Annotated in this window: 12 protein-coding genes; 2 read left to right on the plus strand and 10 right to left on the minus strand. The window is 68.4% G+C overall.

The annotated features are described in order from the left end of the window. Positions 1 to 7: 7 nt before the first annotated feature. Together HLA95_RS00495 and HLA95_RS00500 are read right to left on the minus strand one after the other, a co-directional pair. Complete coding sequence (locus HLA95_RS00495) at positions 8 to 1,498, minus strand: calcium-binding protein (RefSeq protein ID WP_191058278.1); 1,491 nt, start codon at positions 1,496 to 1,498, stop codon at positions 8 to 10. A gap of 155 nt (positions 1,499 to 1,653) precedes the next feature. Continuing rightward, the gene (locus tag HLA95_RS00500; protein ID WP_191058279.1) at positions 1,654 to 2,673 is read right to left on the minus strand and encodes a Gfo/Idh/MocA family oxidoreductase; all 1,020 of its coding nucleotides are present in this window, start codon (positions 2,671 to 2,673) and stop codon (positions 1,654 to 1,656) included. Positions 2,674 to 2,759: 86 nt separating this feature from the next. Between HLA95_RS00500 and HLA95_RS00505 the strand changes: the two genes are divergently transcribed. Both HLA95_RS00505 and HLA95_RS00510 read left to right on the plus strand, forming a co-directional pair. Further along, entirely contained in the window at positions 2,760 to 3,659 is a 900-nt protein-coding gene (locus tag HLA95_RS00505) for a DMT family transporter (RefSeq protein ID WP_191058280.1), read from the plus strand. A 141-nt stretch (positions 3,660 to 3,800) separates the two neighbouring features. Further along, positions 3,801 to 5,630 (plus strand): tetratricopeptide repeat protein, encoded by a 1,830-nt coding sequence (locus HLA95_RS00510; RefSeq protein WP_222182027.1) that lies wholly within the window; start codon positions 3,801 to 3,803, stop codon positions 5,628 to 5,630. Between the two features lie 162 nt (positions 5,631 to 5,792). On the opposite strand, the gene HLA95_RS00515 is transcribed toward HLA95_RS00510, so the two are convergent. The 8 genes from HLA95_RS00515 to HLA95_RS00550 all read right to left on the minus strand — a co-directional run bounded on the left by HLA95_RS00515 (position 5,793) and on the right by HLA95_RS00550 (position 15,876). Further along, positions 5,793 to 6,683 (minus strand): ABC transporter permease, encoded by an 891-nt coding sequence (locus tag HLA95_RS00515; protein ID WP_191059085.1) that lies wholly within the window; start codon positions 6,681 to 6,683, stop codon positions 5,793 to 5,795. A gap of 5 nt (positions 6,684 to 6,688) precedes the next feature. Beyond that, positions 6,689 to 7,639: an ABC transporter permease gene (locus HLA95_RS00520; RefSeq protein ID WP_191059086.1), complete on the minus strand. Its 951-nt coding sequence runs from the start codon at positions 7,637 to 7,639 to the stop codon at positions 6,689 to 6,691. A 193-nt stretch (positions 7,640 to 7,832) separates the two neighbouring features. Continuing rightward, on the minus strand, positions 7,833 to 9,503 hold the full coding sequence (locus HLA95_RS00525) for a peptide ABC transporter substrate-binding protein (protein WP_370467466.1): 1,671 nt from the start codon (positions 9,501 to 9,503) through the stop codon (positions 7,833 to 7,835). An 88-nt stretch (positions 9,504 to 9,591) separates the two neighbouring features. Continuing rightward, on the minus strand, positions 9,592 to 10,944 hold the full coding sequence (locus HLA95_RS00530) for an NAD(P)/FAD-dependent oxidoreductase (protein ID WP_370467457.1): 1,353 nt from the start codon (positions 10,942 to 10,944) through the stop codon (positions 9,592 to 9,594). 73 nt (positions 10,945 to 11,017) lie between these two features. After that, positions 11,018 to 11,716 (minus strand): SDR family NAD(P)-dependent oxidoreductase, encoded by a 699-nt coding sequence (locus tag HLA95_RS00535; protein WP_191059089.1) that lies wholly within the window; start codon positions 11,714 to 11,716, stop codon positions 11,018 to 11,020. Next, positions 11,713 to 12,237 (minus strand): MarR family winged helix-turn-helix transcriptional regulator, encoded by a 525-nt coding sequence (locus HLA95_RS00540; RefSeq protein ID WP_191059090.1) that lies wholly within the window; start codon positions 12,235 to 12,237, stop codon positions 11,713 to 11,715. The genes HLA95_RS00535 and HLA95_RS00540 overlap by 4 nt, the downstream gene beginning before the upstream one ends. Beyond that, positions 12,237 to 13,550, minus strand: coding sequence for an NAD(P)/FAD-dependent oxidoreductase (locus HLA95_RS00545; RefSeq protein WP_191059091.1), 1,314 nt, complete (start codon positions 13,548 to 13,550; stop codon positions 12,237 to 12,239). The genes HLA95_RS00540 and HLA95_RS00545 overlap by 1 nt, the downstream gene beginning before the upstream one ends. A 268-nt stretch (positions 13,551 to 13,818) precedes the next feature. Then, positions 13,819 to 15,876 carry an ATP-dependent helicase gene (locus tag HLA95_RS00550; RefSeq protein WP_191061049.1) on the minus strand — a complete coding sequence of 686 codons (2,058 nt, stop codon included), beginning with the start codon at positions 15,874 to 15,876 and terminating at the stop codon, positions 13,819 to 13,821. Positions 15,877 to 15,961 lie beyond the last annotated feature (85 nt).

Consider the following 15,961-nt stretch of genomic DNA (forward strand, 5'->3'; position numbering starts at 1 on the left):
CACCCCCTCACGCGTCCGGCAGGCTGCGCCCGGCGAAGTCCGCGGCATCCAGCCCCAGCACGCCGAACAGAGTGAGCTTGCCGCTGGCGGTGGTGGCGCCCTCGGCCCGCAGGTTGATCACCAGCGAGAGCTTGGTCTCGTCGTTGTAGGTGACCTGCTGGAGGGTGACGTAGGCATCGCTGCCCTTGACCTGGCCGTCGCCGTTGAAGTCGAGCTGGTCGAAGTTCAGGGTCCGGTTGTCGAGCAGGTCCTCGCCACGCACGAAGTCGGTCACCAGCACGTCCATGGGCGGCTTGGATCCATCGGCCTGGAGCAGACCCACGCCTTCCACCCCGAAGATGTCGCGCCCCTGGCCGCCGGTGAGCACGTCGCGGCCGAAGCTGCCGTGGAGCTGGTCGTCGCCCGCCCCGCCGTTCAGGTAGTCGTTGTCCGTGCCCTCCAGCCGGACGGAATCCTCCACGCTGAAGGACGGGCTGCCCTCCAACCGATCGTCGCCGGCGCCACCGAAGAGGACGTCGTCGCCGTGGCCGCCCGCCAGGCTGTCGGTGCCGTCGCCGCCCTCCAGCCGATCGTCGCCCAGGTCGCCGCTCAGCCCGTCATCACTGCCCAGGCCGCGCAATATGTCGTCGCCGGCAACGCCGTCGAGGAAGTCGTTCTTGGCACCGCCCGTGAGCTCGTCCGGCCCGGAGGTGCCCGACAGAATCACGCCGATGAACGGGTCCTCGCCAAAGCCCCAGATGTCGTCCTCGCCGAGGTCGGTCACGCCGAAGATCGTCACCGTCTGGCTGCCGGCCGGGCCCAGGTCCCAGGCGCTCGCCATGTCCAGCACGGTGGAGGCCCTGGTCACGCCGTCCAGGGTCGCGTTCTGGATCGTGACCAGCGCGTCGCCGTCGTCCAGCACGCCGTTGCCGTTCGTGTCGAGGTCGGCGAACGACTTGCCGACGGTGACGGGACCGCTCTCGCCCTCCCTGGTCTGCCAGAGCTGCAGCAGGTCCTGGCCGCGCACGAAGTCCACCGCGATGTCCTGGCCGATCTCGGTCTCCTGGAAGTCGAGCTCGGTGCCGGGCGTCACGTGGAACGAGAAGATGTCCCGCCCACCCCCACCGCTCAGCACGTCGTTGCCCGACCCGCCGCTGAGCATATCGTCGCCGCCACCACCCTCCAGCCGGTCGTTGCCGTTCTGCCCGACCAGCGTGTCGCGCCCATCGGCACCGAGCAGGTGGTCGTCGCCCAGCCCGCCGAACAATTGGTCCTGCCCGGCACCACCATGGAGCAGGTCGTCGCCGGCCCAACCGCTCAACTGGTCATTGTCCCGCCCGCCCAGGACATAGTCGTCGCCATCATCGCCGCTGAGGACGTCCTGGCCGTCGCCGCCCTCGATGCGGTCGTTGCCGCCCGCACCGGTCAGCCAGTCGTCACCCGCCAGCCCGGTAATCACGTCCGCTGCCGCACCGCCTTCGAGGCGGTCGGGGTCAATCGTACCGATAAGCACTGCCATGAACCTGATCCCTGAAATGATCGCGAAGAACGCCAGGGGGCTATCGATCGATTTTTGGATAAACTCAGGTCGGGCGACGCCGCCGGCGAGTGCCGCTGCTGACGCAGCCGGGATGTCATCGAAGAAAATGGACCGCCTGTAACCAAGCTGCAACGTCAGGCGGGCGGCACCTCGATCACCCGCCCGCTGCGCGCCGCCTCCAGCACGCAGTTCGCGAGCAGCGTCGCCCGCCAGCCGTCATGGGCATCCACCAGAATCCTTGTCCTGCCCGAGACCGCGGCGATGAAGTGGTCCAGCTCGGCCCGGTAGGACTCCCGGTAGCGGTCCAGGAAGAAATAGGGGACGGGGTCCTGTTGCGGGCCGCTGCCATTGTGCAGGCTGACCGTGGTGCGCTGGACGTTGCCGGACTGGAGCATCCCGCCCCGGCCGAGCACCTCGATCCGCTGGTCGTAGCCGTAGGCTGAGCCCCAGCTATTGTCGATCCGGGCCATCCTGCCGCTGGCGGTGGTCAGGATCGCCACGGCGGTGTCGACCTCCTTCAGGGCGGCAAAGCGCGGCTCGACCAGATTGGCGGCGAACGCCGCGACCTTCACCGGCTCCTCGCCGAGCAGCCAGCGCGCCATGTCCAGGTCGTGCACCATGGTCTCGGTGAACAGGGCACCCGGCTCGTTCGCCAGATAGTCGTAGCGCGGCGGCTCGGGGTCGCGGCTGGTGATGCAGACCAGCTCCGGCCGGCCGATTTCGCCCGCCGCCAGCCGCTCCTGCAGGCGCGCGTGGTTGGCGTCGAAGCGGCGGTTGAAGCCGGTCATGGTGACGATGCCGCTGTCCCGCGCCAGCGCCGCCAGGGTGCGGGCGTCCTCCGGGTCGGCCGCCAGCGGCTTCTCGCATAAGGTCGGCTTGCCCGCCGCCAGCGCCTCGTGGACGTAGAGGAAATGCGCCGAGGAGGGCGAGGCCACGATCACCGCGTCGATCGCCTGCGAGGTGATCACGTCGATCGGCGTGGTCGAGGCCATCGCCTCGTAGCGCTCGGCCAGTGCCGCGGCGGCATCGGCATCCTGGTCCACCACCGCGCTCAGGCGCGCGTTCGGGTGGGCCGCCACGTTCTCGGCATGCAGCCGGCCGATCCGGCCCGCCCCGATCAGACAGAAGCGCAGCTTTGGCGCATGGTCGCCCATCGTTTCCTCCCCTTCGCCGGTTCACCCGAAGATGATAGCGCTTGGCCGCGGCACTCCGGGAGGGGTGACCGGGAAGGAACAGGTCGTTGCGTCTCAGCGGTACCCCATTGGCCGTCCTGCTGCTCATGGCAGGCGTGTCGATGTTCGCCATCCAGGACACGATCGCCAAGCTCCTGGGCGAGGCCGGCTACCACCCGCTGCAGATCGTCTGGGCGCGCTACACCAGCCATCTGCTGATCGCGACGGTGGTGCCGTTCCTCCATCGCGGCCCGCTGCCGTGGCGCTCCGCACGACCCGGGCTGCAGCTCGGCCGCTCGGCGCTTATCGCCATGGCCACGGTGTGCGCCGTGACCGCGCTGAAATATCTGCCGCTGGCCACGGCCGCCACCATCGCCATGACGGCGCCCCTGTTCGTCACCCTGTTCGCCATTCCCGTCCTGGGCGAGCGGGTCGGCTGGCGCCGCCTGATGGCACTGGCGGTGGGCTTCTGCGGTGTACTGCTGGTGCTGCGCCCGGGCGTCGGCGAGTTCGACCCCATGGCGCTGGTGATGCTGGCGTCCGCGGCGATCTCCGCCTTCTACCTGACCCTCACCCGGATCACCTCGCGGGTCGACCCGCACGAGGTGAGCTTCTTCTTCACGGCCGTGGTCGGCTCGGTGGCCAGCCTGCCGGCCATGTTCTTCGTGGCCGAGATCCCGGCCACTGGCTGGCACCTCGCCATGTTCCTCCTGATCGGCTGCTTTGGCGGCCTCGGCCATCTCCTGGTGATCATGGCGCACCGCCATGGGCCGGCGGCGGTGATCGCCCCCTTCACCTACACCCAGCTCATGGTCGCGGTGGTCCTGGGCTGGCTGGTCTATGACCGCCTGCCCGACGCCTTCACCTGGGCGGGTGCGGCGGTGCTGGTGGGCTCCGGCCTCTATGTCTGGCGGCGCGAATGGGCGCGGACCCGGGCGGAGCGGCGGCGCATCCCGGCTGAGTCCTGAACAGGCTGCGCCGGAAATCCGACGAGCCCAAGCATTCCGGAAATGGTGACAAAGATCACTGGTGCATCAGGGCAAGTTTGCTAGCGCACTGCCCCTCAAGCTATAATGCGCTATTCTCCAGAATTGGAATGGAGAGGGTTGATGCCACGTTGCGCCTCGAGCGCCCGGACCTTGCGGCGCCGGGCGGCGCTGCTCGCCAGCTGCGTCCTACTTGCCCCCGCCACGGCCCTGGCCGCCACCGCCACGGCCTGGGAGCCATTGCCCGGCCTCTCGGCCGGGCTTTGCCGCAGCGGCAGCGCGTTCCATGCCGCCCTGGCGGCCGTCGACCTGCCGGCCTTCCGCACCGAGGGCTTCAAGCCCGGCTACGGCCTGCTCCAGGCGGCGACCGAGGCCGACCGGGAGGAAGCGGCCTCCGGCGAGCTGCCGCTGGGCGAGGGCTTCGGCAATTCCACGATCCGCCTGAGCACGACGAACGAGCGGACCCAGCGCTGGTTCGACCAGGGGCTGCGGCTGAGCTGGGGTTTCGACCACGAGGACGCCATCGCCGCGTTCCGCAACGCGCAGCTCTCCGATCCCGGCTGCGCCATGTGCTACTGGGGCGAGGCGTTCGCCTGGGGCCCCAACATCAACGCGCCGATGCCGCCCGAGGCGGTGTCCCCGGCATTCGCCGCGATCGCGCAGGCGAAATATCTGGCCGAAGGTGCCAGCGAGCTCGAGCGTGGCCTGATCGACGCGCTGGCCAAGCGCTACGCGCCGGATCCCGCCGCCGACCGCAAGGCGCTGGACCGGGCCTATGCCGACGCCATGGCGGAACTGGCCGCCCGCTTTCCGGACGATGACGAGGTCCAGGTCCTGTTCGCGGATTCGCTCATGAACCTGCAGCCCTGGGACTATTGGCAGGCCGACAAGGCGACGCCCAAGGGCCGCACCGCCGAGCAGGTGGCGGCCCTGGAGCGGGTGCTGGCGCGCAACCCGGACCACGCCGCCGCGATCCATCTCTACATCCACACGGTGGAGGCCTCGACCACGCCGGAGCGGGCCGAGGCTTATGCCGAGCGTCTGGCGGCCCAGGCCCCGTCGGCCGGCCATCTCGTCCACATGCCGGCGCATATCTACTACCGGGTCGGCCGCTACCTGGATTCCCTGGAGGCCAACAAGGTCGCGGTGCAGGTGGACGAGGCGCTGTTCGCCAAGGCGCCATCGGCCGGCATGTACCGCTACGTCTATTACCCGCACAACGTCCACTTTGTGCTGGTCTCGGCCGCGCGCGCCGGCGACGGCCAGGCGGCGCTTTCGGCCGCGGACAAGCTCGGCACGATCCTGTCCGATGACTTGGCCCGGCAGTTCGGCGTCGTCCAGGCGATCAAGCAGGCGCCCTATTTCGCCCAGGCCGACTTCATGGACCCGGCGGCAGTGCTGGCCGAGCCCGAGCCCAGCGGCGACATGCCTTGGGTCGATGGTGCCTGGCGCTTCGCCCGGGGTGCCGCGGCGGTCCGCCAGGGCGATCTGGCCCTGGCCCGCGCGGAGCTGGCGGCGCTCGTCGCCCTCGACGAGGCCAACGACTTCGCCGAGATCGAGGCGCAGATGGTGCCGGCGGGCACGGTGATGCGCATCGCCCAGCTCGTGCTGGACAGCCGGATCGCCCGGGCCGAGGGCAGGGCGGGCGACGCGGTGGCGAGTCTGGAGGAAGCCACAGCACTCCAGGACGGCTTGGCCTACATGGAGCCGCCCTACTGGTACTACCCGGTCCGCCAGTCCCTGGGTGCGGCCCTGCTGGAGGCTGGCCGGCCGAAGGAGGCGATCGACGCGCTGACGGCGGCCCTCGAAGAGGCGCCGAACAACGCCTACGCGCTGGAAGCCCTGCGCCAGGCCCACGAGACGCTGGGCGATGCCGAGATGGCGAAGGCGGCCGCGACCCGCTTCGAGGCGGCCTGGGCCGGCAGCACGCCGCCGGCACTCGACAGCATCTGACCTGGGAGGCGTGCCCTTGGGGCGATGCATCCCGGCCAGGATGTGCTAGGATCGCCGGTCGATGGTCATGCAGCCCTCCTCGGGTTCTTCACGTAACGCAATCTGCACGAACGAACCCGAGGAAGCGGCCTTTCTCAAAGACTTGAAAGGTTCCGACAGCGGTCACTGCGCATCCAGCCGGTCGTCCAGCGCATCGCGCAGGCCGTCGCCCACGAAGTTGAAGCTGGCCACCGCCAGCGTGATCATCACGCCCGGGAAGATGGCGAGCCAGGGGGCCGAGGTCAGGTATTGCTGGGCGTTGTTCAGCATGTTGCCCCAGCTCGCCATGGGCGGCTGGATGCCGTAGCCGAGGAAGCTGATATAGGATTCCATCAGGATCGCCCGGGCCACGGTGAGCGTGGCCGCGACCACGATCGGGCCGATCACGTTGGGCAGGAGCTCGCGGAAGATGATCGCCGTGTCCGAGGCGCCGATCATCTCCGCCGCCACGGTGAAGTCCCGCTCGCGCAAGGATCGGATCTGGTTCTGGACCACGCGCGCCACCTCCATCCAGCTCGTGGCGGCGATGATCAGCGTGATGGTGAGCACGTTCGGCTTGATGAACGCCGCCAGTGCGAGGAGCAGGAACACCGAGGGGAAGCACAGGATCGCATCCACGATCCGCATCAGCACGGCACCCACCCAGCGCCCGTAGAAGCCGGCCACCGCCCCCACCACCGTCCCGATCACGATCGAGATCATCATGGCGAGGAAGCCCACGGTCAGCGAGATCCGACCGGCGTTGAACAGCCTTGCGGCATGGTCTCGCCCCAGGGGATCGGTGCCAAAGATGTGCGCGCTGACGAACGGCGGGGCGAAGCGGTTGCGGATGTCGATGAAGAGCTGGTCGTAGGGCACCAGGTAGGGGCCGAACGCCGAGAGCAGGACCAGCAGCACGATGGTGACCAGGCCGAACACGGCCAAGCGGTGGCGCAGGAAACGGCGCAATGCCCGGTGGCGGGTCGGCGGGGGCAGGACGACCGGCTCGATGGCGGCGGCAGCGACTTGGGCCATGGCGGTCAGTCCAGTCGGATGCGGGGGTCGGCCACCGCGCAGAGCAGGTCGGCCAGCAGGTTGCCGAGCAGCACCATCACCGCGGTGAACATCAGGATGCCCATCACCACCGGATAGTCGCGGTAGCCCAGGCTATCCAGGAACAGGCGGCCCATGCCGGGCCAGGTAAACACGGTCTCGGTGACCAGCGCGCCACCCAAGAGCGTCGGCATCTGCAGGCCCGCCAGGGTGATCATCGGGATCAGCGCGTTGCGCAGCGCGTGGCGGAACAGGATCTGCCGCTCCGGCAGGCCCTTGGCACGCGCGGTGCGGACGAAGTCCTGGTTGATCACGTCCAGCATCGCCGCGCGCATGTAGCGGCTCCAGATCGCCACCTCGACCAGGGCCAGCACCAGGGCGGGTGCGATCAGGTGGTGCAGGTAGTTCCAGAACGAGCCGTCGCCGACCGTGTAGCGATTGCCCGGCGGCAGCCAGCCGAGCTTGACCGAGAAGATGTAGATGGTGACCAGGCCGAACCAGAAGGTCGGGATCGACAGGGCGACCATGGCGCCGATGGTCGCCAGATAGTCGAAGAAGGAATAGCGGCGGATCGCCCCCATCACGCCGATCCAGCCGCCCAGCAGCACGGCGATCAGGATCGCGGCGATCATCAGCTCCAGCGTGGCCCACAGATGCGAGCCGATCACGTGGAGGACCGGCTGGGAGTCACGGTAGGAGCGGCCCCAGTCGCCGGTCAGCAGCCGGGTGAACCATTCCCAGTACTGCACGGGCAGGGGCCGATCGAGGCCCATCTGGGCGGCAATGCGCGCGATGTCTTCCTGGGACATGCCCGGCACCAGCGCGAACTGCGACAAAGGCCCGCCCGGTGCCAAGTAGAGCACCCCGAACCCGATCATCGACACCAGCCAGAGCAGCACCAGGTTCTGGCCCAGCCTGCCGAGCAGATAGCGGCCCATCGGCGGCCCCTTCTTCAAGAAAATGCGTTGGGACCGGGGCCCCGGAGCGATCCTCGATCAGGTGGTGCCACCTGACCGGGCAAGAGATCACTCGGGGATTGATGGCTGGGGCCTGTTCCCTTCATCCGGATCGGCCCGATCCGGATGGAACAGGCGCCAGGCGCCCCCGGTCCGCGCGATCAGCTTCCCGGCGTCAGCTCGAGAAGTACCACTCGTTGGCGTTCCAGCAGTTCTCCTGGACCGCGAAGTTCGGCTTGAAGTTCTCCAGGCCGGCCTTGATGCCCTGGACCATCGCGTACTGGAAGATCGGCAGGTAGGGCAGCTCCCGGCGGGTGACCTCCTGGAGCTTCTTGTAGATCTCGGCGCGCTGCTCCTGGTCGGTGACGGCGGCACCTTCCTCCAGCAGCTTGTCGGCCTCGGGGTTGGAGAACTGGGTGGTGTTCTGCCCGGCGCCGCCCTTGGCGCCGATCGACTTGCTGTGCAGGAAGTCGGTGGCGTCCGGGTCCGGGCCGATGCCGAAGCCGATGCCGACCATGGCGGTCTCGAACTTCGACATCATCCAGTACTCGCCCCACATCACCGCGGGCGGCAGGTTGCTGATGTTCATCTTGGCACCGATCTCCAGCCAGTTCTGCTGGAGGAACTGCTGCGCCTGCTCGCGCGTGGTGTTGCCCGCCGTGGTCGAGTTGGTGAACTCCAGGCGCACGCCGTCCTTGGCCCGGATCCCGTCGCCACTGTCGACCCAGCCGGCCTCCTCCAGGATCTGCCTGGCCTTCTCGGGGTTGTACTCGTGCTGCGGCAGGTCGGGGTTGTAGGCCCAGGACTGGCTGGGCAGGAAGGATTCGGTGGGGGTGGGCAGGCCGTAATAGATCGCCTCGATGATGCTCTGCTTGTCCATGCCGTAGAGCAGCGCCTCGCGCACCGCCCGGTCCTGGAACACCGGTAGGCCGGTATTGAAGGCGATGTTCTCGATGAAGGGCTGCGGCACGGTCTGGACGACCCGGCCTTCCAGGGCCTTGCCTTCCTCGTACTTGTCCGGGGTGATGCCCTGGATGCCGGTATAGTCGACCGCACCGGTCTGGAACTGGGTGTACAGCACCGTCATGTCGGGGATGTACTTGAAGATGATCCGTTCCAGATACGGACCGTCGCCGTGGAAGTCCTGATGGGCTTCCAGGGTGATGTGGTCGCCCGGCACGCGCTCGACCCACTTGAAGGCGCCGGTGCCGATCGGCGCGTTGTTGAACGCCGCGGTGTTCGGGTCGGCCTCCTTCTCCAGGATGTGCTTGGGCACGATGAAGGTCCAGGACAGGATCGCCGGGTAGGGCGCGTAGGGCTCCGCCATCTTCCAGGTGAGCTCGGTCGGGCTCACCACCTGGATGTCGCGCACCAGCTCGTGCCCGGCGCGGCGGCCGGCCCGGAAGTCCGGGTTGTTGATCAGCTCGATCGTGTACTTGACGTCCTCGGCCGAGAACGGCGTGCCGTCATGCCACTTGACGTTGTCCCTGAGCCTGATGGTCCAGGTCAGCCCGTCCTCGGAGATGCCGCCATTGGCGACGCTCGGGATCTCGGTGGCCAGGTCAGGGATCAGGTTGCCGTCCGGGCCTGGCCGCCAGAGCGGGCTGAACAGGTTGAAGTAGACGCCCTCGTCGACCTCGATGTGCAGCATCAGCGGATTGAAGACGGTCGGCTCCTGGGACATGCCGATCACCGCCTGGCCGGTCGGCTTCTCCGGCGGCGTGGCGGCCTCGGCCGTGCCGACCCAGCCGAGCTTCGGCCCCATCCAGACGGCAGCACCGCCGCTCAAGCCCATCGCCATCAGCCGGCGCCGGTTCGGGCGCATCAGGCTGCCCTGCTTCGACATCGTGTCATCCATCAGACGTTTCCCCCTTCGCAAGTCGGCCGAAAAAGCCGGGGCGCCGCCGTTTGCGGCGGTCGCCTTTCCCAAAATGTTAGGCATGCCCCATCGGTCTGGGGGTGCTGCCGTCCAAGAAGCGTGCCAGGCGGAACTCGGTCGGGTCGACGACCGGGTCCTTGCCCATCACCATGTCCGCGATCAGCTTGCCAGCACCCGGGCCGATTCCGAAGCCGTGACCGGAGAAGCCGGTGGCGATCAGGAGGCCCGGCAGCGCATCGACATGGGAGATCACCGGCACGATGTCCGGGGTGACGTCGATCCGCCCCGCCCAGGACTGCTCGATCTTCGCGTTGGCGAAGGCCGGGAAGCGCTGGCGCAGGCGGGCCAGCGCCTTCTTGGTGACCTTCTCCACCGGGGCCGGGTCGTTCACCCGGATCTTCTCGAACGGCGTGACTTCGTCGCCGGTCCAGGTCTTGGGCCAGCTCGCCTCCAGGCCGAAGCGCGAGTTGAGCTGCAGCCCGTAGGAGCGCCACTCCATGCGGACCGCCGGCAGGAAGTCCTTCAGGTAGCGGAAGCTGTTCGGCACCAGCTCGTGGACGTTGGTCGCCCCGTCCGCGATCGTGTAGCCTCCATCCATGCGCTTGCGGAACGCATAGTCCCGCTCCCAGAGCGCCACTTCGGGGGCACCCTCCAGCGGAGCGGTGCGCATCACCGAGTTGATCACGGTGAGCTGCGGCAGGCGGATGCCGAGATTGCCCAGGAACAGGCCGGACCATGCACCACCGGCCAGCACCACCTGGCTGCAGCGGATCCGGCCCTTCTCGGTGACCACGCCCGACACCTTGCCGCCCTGCCGCTCCACCGTGCGCACCGCGCAGTTGGTGAAGATATGGGCACCCAGCCGCTGAGCATAGCGGGCGATCGCGGGCCCCGCCTTCTGCGGCTCGGCACGGGCATCGGACGCGGTGTAGAGCGCGCCATGAAAGCCGCCGTCCGAGCCCGGCATCAGCTTCTCGAACTCGGCCTTGCCGATCGCCTTGGTGTCGAGCTGGTAGGGCTGCGAGTACTGCAGCCATTCCTCGTGCTTGGCCATCTCGGCCTGGTCGCGCGCGGCATACATGATGCCGGTGACCTTGAAGCCGGTCTCGGCCTCGGTCTTCTGGTTCAGCGTCTGCCAGATCTTGAGCGATTCGATGATGAGCGGGATCTCGCGGGGGTCACGGCCCATCTTGCGGACCCAGCCCCAGTTGCGGCTCGACTGCTCGCCGGCGATGTGGCCCTTCTCGCATAAGGCGACCGAGACGCCGCGCTCGGCCAGGAACATGGCGGTCGACACGCCGATGATGCCGCCGCCGATCACCACGACGTCCACCTCTTCGGGCAGCTTGTCGTTGGAATCGACCGGGTCGACGACCGGGCCACGATGCGGGGTGACTTGAGTGATCACGTGGTTACTCGAAGCTGGGTTGCTGCCGGTCGCCTGTGCCATTCCCGCGCGGGCCGGGACGCTCGGGACTCGCTCAGTAGGATTCGTCGAGCGAGGAATTGATCGGGATCTCCGACACGCTCGCCGTGTTCGGCAGGTCCAGCGCGAACGCTACGATCCGCGCCACATCCCTGGGGTCGGTCATATCGGCGGGCGCCTTGTCGCTGATGCCGAACGCCATGTCGGTCGCGACCAGGCCCGGGCAGATCGCGATGGCGCGCACGCCCTGCTCCCAGCCGGCATGGCGCAGGGCGTGGGAAAGGCCGAGCGCCGCGAACTTGCTGACCGAGTAGGCGCCGGAGCGTACCGCCTTCACCCGCTTGCCGGACAAAGAGGAGATGGTCACGATCCGGCCACGGCCGCAGGCCACCAGTTGCGGCCAGGCCGCGCGGGCCAGGCGCAGCGGCGCCTTCACGTTGACCTCGAGCATGGCGTCGAGATCCTCGTCCTCCGCCTCGATGGCACTCTTGGGGATCATGAGCCCGGCATTGGCGACGATCGCATCGATCCGGCCAAAGCGCTCGGCCACCGCCTGGACCCAGGCGGCCTCGCTCGTCCGGTCGGCGGCGTCGTAGGCCTGGAGGTGGCACTGCTCCTTCAGCTCGCCCGGCACGCTGTCCGGCCGGCGCACGCCGATCGAGACCACCCAGTCACGGGCCAGGAGTTCCTGCGCGATGGCGGCGCCGATGCCGCGATTGGCGCCGGAGACGAGGGCGACGCGACGGTCGATCATGTGGTGGCCTTCCTGTCCGGGACGTTGGCGGGCAGCGGCGTCACGTGCCGCTCGTAGAGAGTCATCAGGATGCGCAGGAGATCGGCCCGGTCCTGCCTGTCCAGCACGGCGAAGAACCGGTCCGACTGCTCCTGGACGATCGTGCGCACCTGCACCACCAGCTCCTCGCCCCGGGGCGTGAGATAGAGCTCGTGCGCCCGGCGCTCGCCGGAATCGACCCTCTGCTCGACCAGGCCCTGCCGCTTCATCTGGTCGATGAGCTTGGCCATCGCCGAGCGGTCCTTCTGGGCGAAATGGGCGATCACGGAGGGCCGGATGCCCGGGTTGGCATGGGTCATCAGCAGGACCGACACCTTGCCATGGCCATGGGCCAGCTCGACTTCGCTGATGGCCTGGTCGTAGTCCCGGTTCAGCGCGATCGCCATGCTGCGCGCGTAGAAGCTGAGCAGGCCGCCCAGGATGTCGAGCGACACGTCCGAATAGCCGATCGTGCGCGGCTCCGGCCGCCCGTTCCTGGCCATCAATAGGCCGGCGGGTTCACGCCCTCGCGCTTCGCGACCCACTGGTCGCGGGCGCGGGTGGCGGAAAGGAAGAGGTAGGGGACGAACTTCATCCAGAAGGGCGAGGCCGTCATCGGCTCCAGCGGCAGCGTCAGGTCCTCCTTGGGCATCCCCATCGCCCATTCCGAGAGAACCGTGCCCATCATCGTGCCGGTCGGCACGCCCCGGCCGGAATAGCCCAGCGACGCGACCACGCCCGGCGCCAGCTCGAACAGGCGCGGGAAGGTCTTGGGCTGCATGTCGAGGTCGCCGGTCCAGGCGTATTCGAAATCCACCTCGTCGAGCTGCGGCAGCATCCACTTCAGCTTGTCGGCGGTGAGCTTCTTGGTGTATTCAAGATCTCCACCGCGCTTGCCCTCGACGAAGACCGAAGTCACCAAACGGCCTTCCTTGTTGTATTTGTAGATCATCGGGTCGTCGCGCGTTTCGACGACCGTGTGGTTTTCCGGCGCGATCGTCTTGCGGACATTGTCGGAAAGTGGCTGCGTGGCGAGGATCATCACCGGCATGGTGGTGAAGGTCTTGTTCAGACCCGGCCAGTAGTCGTCGGTATAGGCGCCGGTGCCGCACACCACCTTGTCCGCGGTGACCGCACCCGTGGGCGTCACCACCCGCCAGCGCGTCCCGGCCGGCTCGATGCCCGTCACCGGCGAGCGGGTATGGACGGTCCCGCCCTGCGAGATCACCGCCCCGGCTAGACCGCGGGCATAGGCCAGGGGATTGAGATGGCCACCCTCGGGGTGCAGCCAAGCGCCGTAATAGCGCGGCGAGCCAGTCAGCCGCTCGGTCTCGGCCTTGTCGAGCAGATGGGTGACCTTGCCGGCGGAAGCATAGGTCCGCTGCTTCTCCTCCAGAACCTTCACGCGCGACGGGGCATGCGCCACCATCAGGTAGCCGTTCTGCACCGCCTCGCAGTCGATCCCGTAGCGGCGGATGATGTCGAAGGCGAGGTTGGCGCCGTTGGTCTGCCGCTCGACCAGCCGCTCGCCATAGACCGGGCCCAGCATCTTGCGCACGGTCGGGATCGAGTAGAAGTGGAAGGTCGGGGTGCAATGGCCGGCATTGCGCCCGGAGCAGCCGAAGCCGACCTCTTTCGCTTCCAGCACCACCACCCGCACGCCCTGCTCGGCCAAATGCAGGGCGGTCGACAGCCCGGTATAGCCGGCCCCGATCACGCAGACATCGGCGGTGACCTCGCCATCGATCGGCTCGGTCGGCGGGGCCGCGGGTGCCGTCGCGTACCAGAGGGACGGCTCGATCGGCGAACGTTGCATGCGCTCGGGCTCCGCACGGGCGAGAGTTGCGGGCGATGATCCACTCTGAGGTGGCCAACGGCTCCTGGCGGCACTGCTTCCGTCGTCTTCGAGAACGCGGACTGTTCGGGCGCGATACTCGCTTCGCCTGGATGATCGACTCCAGACGTCTCGATGGCTGCTTACCTGCCTGTGCGATGATGGATGTCATCCACTATGGGGAGCGTCAAGAGGGTTCCCGCAGGTCGCGTCACTGTTTCGTCACATGGCTAGCACCGCCGCCGGCAGCTCAGCCGGCAGCCCACATGCCGCGCATCCGGGCTGCGAGATCCACCCGCGCGGCCGGCTGCCCGGCTGCCGCCGGCTCCGCAACCACCTGCGGCCAGACGGCCTGCTCGAACAGCGGCAGGAGCTCGTCCGGCAGGAAGCGGCTGCGCCCGGCATGGACGTGGCGGTCGCCGCGGGCGTTCTGGCCATGGGTGAAGAAGCGCTGCGGTACCACGAGATGCAGCTCGTCGCGCGCCCGGGTCATCGCAACATAGAGCAGCCGCCGTTCCTCCTCGATCTCGTCCGGGCTGCCCGTGCCGAGGTCCGAGGGGATGCAGCCGTCCACCACGTTCAGCACGAACACGGCCTGCCATTCCTGGCCCTTGGCCGAATGGATCGTGGACAGAACCAGATAGTCCTCGTCCAGCAGGGGCACGCCGGCCTGATCGCTGACCGCATCGGGCGGATGCAGGGTCAGCTCGGTGAGGAACCGCTCGCGCGACGGGTAGCCGGCAGCGATCTGGGCGAGCTGGGCGAGGTCGGCTGCCCGGGCCGCGGCATCCTCGTGGATGCGCTCCAGATGCGGCACGTACCATTGGCGGGCCTGGTCCAGTGCGGCTGGCCAGGCCGCGTGGCGCAGTTCCTGCACGGTCGCGACGAACTCCGCCCAGGCGGCGCCGGCCCTGGCGGGTGCGGGCAGGTCCGCCAGCCTTTCCGATGCCGCGAGTCGTTCCAGCAGGCGCTCCGCGGCGGCGGGGCCGATGCCCGGCAGCAGCAGGAGCACGCGCAGGCCGGCCATACGGTCCTTCGGGTTCTCGACGAAGCGGAGGAGCGCCAGCAGGTCCTTGACGTGCGCGCTGTCCAGGAACTTCAGCCCGCCGAACTTCACGAACGGGATGTCGCGGCGGGTGAGCTCGACCTCCAGCGCCCCGCTATGGTGCGCGGTGCGGAACAGGACGGCCTGCTGGCGAAGCCGGATGCCCCGCTCCCGATTCTCCAGGACCTCCGTCGCGATATAGCCGGCCTGGTCCGCCTCGTCCGGCACCGTGACCAGGCGCGGCGGCGTGCCGCCCCGGCGCTCTGTCCACAAATTCTTGGTGAAGCGCTCGGCAGCGAGGTCGATCACGCCGTTGGCCGCGGCCAGGATCGGCTGGCTGGAGCGATAGTTCTGCGCCAGCGTGACCACGGCGGCAGCCGGTGTGCAGCGGGCCGGAAAGTCCAGGATGTTGCGCACGGTGGCGGCACGGAAGCCATAGATCGACTGGGCGTCGTCGCCCACCACGGTCAGGCCGGAGCCGCCGGGCTTCAACGCATGGAGGATGGTGGCCTGCAGGCGGTTGGTGTCCTGGTACTCGTCGACCAGCACCTGATCGAACCGGCTGCCGATCGTGTCCGCCAGGCCGGGCTCGGCCATGGCGGCGGCCCAATAGAGCAGCAGGTCGTCGTAATCGAGCGTGTTTTGGCGCTGCTTGGCGGCGACATAGGCGCCGAACAGGGCGCGCAGCTCGCGCTCCCAGCCGCTGCACCAGGGGAAATGCTCGGCCAGCACCACGTCCAGCGGTGCCTCGGCATTCACGCAGCGGGAATAGATGGCGAGGCAGGTGGCCTTGGCCGGGAAGCGGCGCTCCTTCTGGGACAGGCCCTGCTCGTGGCGCACCAGGTTCATCAGGTCGGCCGCGTCCTCCCGGTCCAGGATGGTGAAGGACGGGTCCAGGCCCAAAGAGGTGGCGTGCGCACGCAGGAGGCGGGCGCCGATGCCGTGAAACGTGCCGGCCCAGCCCAGCCGCAGCGCGTGGGACGGCCCGCTCAGGCCCAGCACCCTGGCGCAGATCCGCTCCGCGCGCCGGACCATCTCGGAAGCGGCCCGCCGGGAGAAGGTCAGGAGAAGGATGCGCTCAGGGGGAACGCGCTGGACCATCAGGTGGGCCACGCGATGCGCCAGCGTGTCGGTCTTGCCGGAGCCGGCACCGGCGATCACCAGGAGGGCAGAGGCGGAATCCTGGCTACCCGTGCCATGCAGGACCGCCTGCCGCTGTTCCGCATTGAGGCCCGCCAGATAATCGGCGGCGGTCGCATCCACTCCTGCTCGTCTCCTCCAGGTGCTCTGGCGGCAGGATCGGGGATGCGCCTCTGGTTCGCAACCTCGGCGGCGTAGGGGTGCCTTG

The organism is Geminicoccus harenae (genome assembly GCF_019800005.1).
GTDB classification, from domain to species: Bacteria; Pseudomonadota; Alphaproteobacteria; order Geminicoccales; family Geminicoccaceae; genus Geminicoccus; species Geminicoccus harenae.

Bases quoted from the DNA above. Each gene is read 5' to 3' on its own strand.
- HLA95_RS00495 (WP_191058278.1), bottom strand. From the start codon at position 1,498: ATGGCAGTGCTTATCGGTACGATTGACCCCGACCGCCTCGAAGGCGGT.
- HLA95_RS00500 (WP_191058279.1), bottom strand. From the start codon at position 2,673: ATGGGCGACCATGCGCCAAAGCTGCGCTTCTGTCTGATCGGGGCGGGC.
- HLA95_RS00510 (WP_222182027.1), top strand. From the start codon at position 3,801: ATGCCACGTTGCGCCTCGAGCGCCCGGACCTTGCGGCGCCGGGCGGCG.
- HLA95_RS00515 (WP_191059085.1), bottom strand. From the start codon at position 6,683: ATGGCCCAAGTCGCTGCCGCCGCCATCGAGCCGGTCGTCCTGCCCCCG.
- HLA95_RS00520 (WP_191059086.1), bottom strand. From the start codon at position 7,639: ATGGGCCGCTATCTGCTCGGCAGGCTGGGCCAGAACCTGGTGCTGCTC.
- HLA95_RS00525 (WP_370467466.1), bottom strand. From the start codon at position 9,503: ATGTCGAAGCAGGGCAGCCTGATGCGCCCGAACCGGCGCCGGCTGATG.
- HLA95_RS00535 (WP_191059089.1), bottom strand. From the start codon at position 11,716: ATGATCGACCGTCGCGTCGCCCTCGTCTCCGGCGCCAATCGCGGCATC.
- HLA95_RS00540 (WP_191059090.1), bottom strand. From the start codon at position 12,237: ATGGCCAGGAACGGGCGGCCGGAGCCGCGCACGATCGGCTATTCGGAC.
- HLA95_RS00545 (WP_191059091.1), bottom strand. From the start codon at position 13,550: ATGCAACGTTCGCCGATCGAGCCGTCCCTCTGGTACGCGACGGCACCC.